Here is a 5,052-nt window from a genome sequence, read left to right as displayed (position 1 = left end):
GTTGTGCTCCAGATATCAGACTCAACACCAAACTCTTCGCTAAGAATTTCAGCCGCAGCTTCAACTTCGCGAAGGATAGTGCCACAGCCCATTAGCTGAACTTTCTTATCAGAATCTTTACCCTCTTTCAGCAGATACATACCTTTGATAATGCCTTCTTCGGCATCCTTAGGCATTGCTGGATGATGGTAGTTCTCGTTCATTGTCGTGATGTAGTAGAAGCAGTTCTCCTGATCCTGATACATACGACGCATACCGTCCTGAACAATCACTGCCAGCTCGTAGCCGTAAGTTGGATCGTAGGACTTACAGTTTGGAATCATCTGCGCCATCAGGTGACTGTGACCATCCTGATGCTGCAGACCCTCACCGTTCAGCGTAGTACGACCGGATGTTGCACCAATCAGGAACCCACGCGCTTGCATATCACCTGCTGCCCAAGCCAGGTCCATCACACGCTGGAAACCAAACATAGAGTAGTAAATATAGAACGGCACCATGGTGCAGTTGTTGTTTGCGTAAGATGTAGCCGCAGCCATCCATGCAGACATCGCACCTGCTTCGTTGATACCTTCTTCAAGAATCTGACCAGTTTTGGATTCTTTGTAGAACATAATCTGATCCGAGTCATGCGGTACGTAACGCTGACCTTCAGAGGTGTAGATACCCAACTGACGGAACATACCTTCCATACCGAAAGTACGGGCTTCGTCAGGTACGATTGGTACGACACGTTCACCCATATTTTTGTCTTTAACCAGTGTACTCATGACACGGTTAAGAACCATCTGGGTAGAAGCTGAACGCTTACCGCTGTCTTTCAACTGGCCGTCAAAATCAGACAGTGGCGGCGTTTCCAGTTTTTCGAACTCTGTGCGGCGCACCGGGTAGAAACCACCCAGACTTTCACGACGTTCGAACATGTATTTCATTTCTGGAGAGTCTGGCGCTGGGCGGTAGTACGGAACTTCCTTCAGCTGCTCATCAGTCAATGGGATATTAAAGTTGTCACGGAAGTCTTTCAGGTCATCCATTGCCACTTTTTTCATGGAATGGGTATCGTTTTTCGCTTCACCAGACTTACCAGTACCGTAGCCTTTTACAGTCTGCGCCAGAATTACTGTTGGCTGACCTTTATGATTAACTGCTTCGTTATAAGCCGCGAATACTTTATATGGATCATGGCCACCACGGTTCAGGTTCATGATGTCTTCATCAGACAGATCAGCAACCATCTCTAGCAGCTCAGGGTACTTACCGAAGAAATGCTCGCGGGTGTATGCACCACCGTTCGCCTTGTAGTTCTGAAGCTCACCATCACACACTTCATCAAAGCGCTTCTGCAGAAGACCTTTAGTATCTTTTGCAAACAGAGCATCCCAATGACGCCCCCACAGACACTTGATAACGTTCCAACCAGCACCACGGAAAATACCTTCCAGCTCCTGAACGATCTTACCGTTACCTCGAACAGGGCCATCCAGACGCTGCAGGTTACAGTTCACAACAAAGATCAGGTTTTCTAGCTGCTCACGGCCTGCCAGTGAAATTGCACCCAGAGATTCTGGCTCATCACACTCACCATCACCCAGGAATGCCCATACTTTACGATCACCACGGTTAATCAAGCCACGTGCTGACAGGTAGCGCATTACGTGCGCCTGATAGATTGCCTGAATCGGACCCAGACCCATAGATACCGTTGGGAACTGCCAGAAATCAGGCATCAACCAAGGATGCGGATATGAGGAAAGACCATGACCGTCTACTTCACGACGGTAATTATCCAGCTGATCTTCTGTCAGACGGCCTTCAAGATATGCACGGGAATAGATGCCCGGAGAAATATGCCCTTGGAAGAAGACCATATCAGATTCCTGGCCACCCTCATTACCTCGGAAGAAGTAGTTAAAACCAATATCGTAAAGGGTTGCAGAAGAAGAGAAAGATGAGATGTGACCACCCAGGCCATCATCATTATCATTAGCACGCATAACCATCGCCATGGCGTTCCAACGAATAAAAGAACGAATGCGGCGCTCCATAAACAGGTCGCCTGGCATACGCGCTTCATCTTTTGACCGGATCGTATTTCGATATGGGCTTGTTAGGGCCGCTGACGAACCAACCCCCATATCCATAGCCTTCTGGCCTAGCTTACTCAGAATATATTTAGCCCGATCATCACCATCATTTTTGGCTACGGACTCAAGTGCATCCAACCACTCCTGGGTTTCAATTGGATCAACGTCATCAATAATGTCTTGCACTTTGACCTCTCCACTCTCAAAAAAGTTAACGCATTATGTGTTTTTTAATAGATGACCTTTGTCAGTAGTGGGTGCTTATGTGCTTCCTATCAGCAAGCAAATCCACCTGAACAAGTCTTGTAGTAATTATCTTGTAGTTATACTACATAATTATTACCAAAGTGTCTACAATCTAATGAATTTTAGATCTTTAGTACTAATTAAAAGATTTAACAGGAACTTTCTTGTAGTAAATATACAATTTATAAGTCGGTACTAATATTCGCGCGCCTCAACGCTCGCTCCAACCTTGTATTTTCACGCTCACCCTCCAACAGAGCATCTTCGACATAAGCCAGATGATGATGCGCAGCCTGACGAGCTTTTTCAGGGTCCCCTTCGAGAATAGCATCCATCAGCACTTTATGCTGGGAATGGATCTTTTCACGGTAATCGGAACGGGGATAGATATTCTTCAGGTTATCCCAGATATGCTCACGCAGCAGATTGAACAGCGCGCGCATCATATGCAGCAAAACCATGTTGTGTGTGGAGGCCGCTATCGCCAGATGAAAATCAACATCGGCATACACCTCTTTCTGTATCTCTTTACTGTCGTGGTACTTTTGGAGCTCCGCATAACATTGCAGAATCGCTTCTTTATCAGCAGGCGTACTACGAAGTGCAGCATAATAAGCGGCCACCCCCTCAAGCGCATGACGGAATTCAAGAAGGTCGTATTGAGCTTCCGGGTGAGCACGAAACAGTTCAAGCAGAGGATCAGAGAAAGAGCCCCCTAGGTCTTCCGACACATAGGTTCCTCCGCCCTGGCGGCTTATCAATAAGCCTTTTGCCGCAAGCTTCTGCACAGCTTCACGCAAAGATGGCCGAGAAACTTCAAACTGTTTTGCAAGCTCCCGTTCAGGCGGCAGCTTCTGACCTGGTTTCAACGTTCCCTCCAGTATCATGGCCTCCATCTGCTCCATGATTACATCAGATATTTTCGGCTGCTTAACCCTGTTATAACTCATCTTCTTCACTCTATTTATATTTGGTAAGACCAATAAAAATACTAATCCAATCCAAGATCAGAAAACAATAATTGATTTAGATTATTTTTCATAACGCTACCGAACCCTCTCTAAAAGCCCAGAAAACATAGACTATTCGACATTTAAACTCGTTCTTAAAAATCCCAACTATAGTTACTTAAGCAAAAAAAAACATTGACATCACCTGCTCAAAAAAAATACAGTAGGAAGTCTCTTACGGTAAATTGGTCTTACCAATTGAGATTGTCGCAGCGCAGCATAGGTTCTTACAGGTCTTAAATCCTCTGCTGACTGCGACCCGATACTAAATATAAAAAAATGAATCTCTAGAGGATGTAACATGAAAAAGTTCGCCAAGTCTCTGATTTCTGCAGCTGTAGTCACTGCTGCTGTAGCAGGTACCACAGCTCCAGCTCAGGCTGCTGACAAACTGCTTCTGAAAACTCCAATCGCTTTCGGTTCTCACCTTCCAGCACTAGGTACTCCAATTGTTTGGGTTGCTGATCAGTTGAAAACTGTGAGTGACGGTAAAGTTAAAATGAAGATCTACGAGCCAGGCAAGCTGGTTAGTCCTAAAGAGATTCTGGACGCTGTATCTTCCGGTAAAGTTAACTCTGGTTACTCCACAGCTGGTTACTGGCAGGGCAAAATGCCTGCAGCAGCACTGTTCTCCGCTGTACCTTTTGGTCCGGAAGCAGGTGAGTACATGGCATGGTTGTACTATGGTAACGGCATGAGCCTTTACCAGGAGATGTATGACAACGCTGGCTACAATGTAAAAGTTATGCCTTGCGCAATCATCTCTCCAGAAACATCTGGCTGGTTCTCCAAGCCAATCGAAAAGCCAGAAGATCTAAAAGGTCTGAACATGCGTTTCTTCGGTCTGGGTGCTTCCGTAATGGAAAAACTGGGCGTAGGTACAGTTCAGCTACCAGGCGGTGAAATCTTCGGTGCTCTGGAAAAAGGTGCAATCGATGCATCTGAATTCTCTCAGCCAGCAATCGACCAGCGCCTAGGTTTCCACAAAATTGTTAAGTACAACTACTTTCCAGGCTGGCACCAGCAGGCAACAGTTTTCGAACTGCTGATCAACAAAGACACCTGGGGCAAGATGAGCAAAGGTCAGAAAGCACTGGTTGAAACAACCTGTAAAGCGTCTATGACTAATGCAATTGCTGAAGGTGAAGCGATGCAGTTCCCAGTAATGGAAAAAGCTAAGCAGAACGGTGTTGAGATCCGCTACTGGAACGAAACAATGCTGAGCACTTTCAAATCTACATGGGATGAAGTTGTAGCTGAGAAAACTGCAGCTGATCCATTCTTCAAGAAAGTATGGGATGACATGAGCGCATTCCGTAGCGGTTACGATCTGTGGGAAGCTAACGCATTCCTGCCACGTGCATCTAAGAAGTAATACCGCAAACTTGAGACTGCACCAGGGGCAGTCTTCCTGATACAGGCAGCACGCCTCCATAGCGATATTTGAAGGGGATATCGCACCGGAGGCGTCGCTCCCACAAAGCCCGATACTAGAGTTCTTTCACTCCCAGTTTGTATCCGGGTGCATTTTATAACTATAAATAGATTAGGTTATTGGATTACATGTCCCATTTGTCCAATCCTGATCACTAATAGCGAAGGTAAGTTTCCGTGACAGAAAACGAAAAACTGACCCCAGTCCCACTCGCTGATGCTATCGATAAGTTTATTCAGCGACTCGGTCTCACAATCGCTTGGGCTTATGTTGTTCT

General features: G+C 46.1%; 3 protein-coding genes. 1 reads left to right on the top strand and 2 read right to left on the bottom strand.

Annotated elements, in window-relative coordinates; genetic code table 11:
- Positions 1 to 2,270, bottom strand: a 2,270-nt coding sequence (gene aceE, locus GY843_RS10555) for a pyruvate dehydrogenase (acetyl-transferring), homodimeric type (protein WP_297309323.1), incomplete at its 3' end; no start/stop codon positions are given.
- A 242-nt stretch (positions 2,271 to 2,512) separates the two neighbouring features.
- Positions 2,513 to 3,280: a pyruvate dehydrogenase complex transcriptional repressor PdhR gene (gene pdhR / locus GY843_RS10550; RefSeq protein ID WP_297309321.1), complete on the bottom strand. Its 768-nt coding sequence runs from the start codon at positions 3,278 to 3,280 to the stop codon at positions 2,513 to 2,515.
- 361 nt (positions 3,281 to 3,641) lie between these two features.
- Between pdhR and GY843_RS10545 the strand changes: the two genes are divergently transcribed.
- On the top strand, positions 3,642 to 4,715 hold the full coding sequence (locus GY843_RS10545; RefSeq protein ID WP_297309319.1) for a TRAP transporter substrate-binding protein: 1,074 nt from the start codon (positions 3,642 to 3,644) through the stop codon (positions 4,713 to 4,715).
- Positions 4,716 to 5,052 lie beyond the last annotated feature (337 nt).

It is taken from the genome of Neptuniibacter sp. (assembly GCF_024231755.1).
In the GTDB taxonomy this organism is placed as follows: Bacteria; Pseudomonadota; Gammaproteobacteria; order Pseudomonadales; family Balneatricaceae; genus Neptuniibacter.
This window is presented reverse-complemented; position numbering and strand designations above follow the sequence as displayed.

Excerpts from the sequence above, each read along its gene's own strand:
- GY843_RS10545 (WP_297309319.1), top strand. The coding sequence starts at position 3,642 with ATGAAAAAGTTCGCCAAGTCTCTGATTTCTGCAGCTGTAGTCACTGCT.
- pdhR (WP_297309321.1), bottom strand. The coding sequence starts at position 3,280 with ATGAGTTATAACAGGGTTAAGCAGCCGAAAATATCTGATGTAATCATG.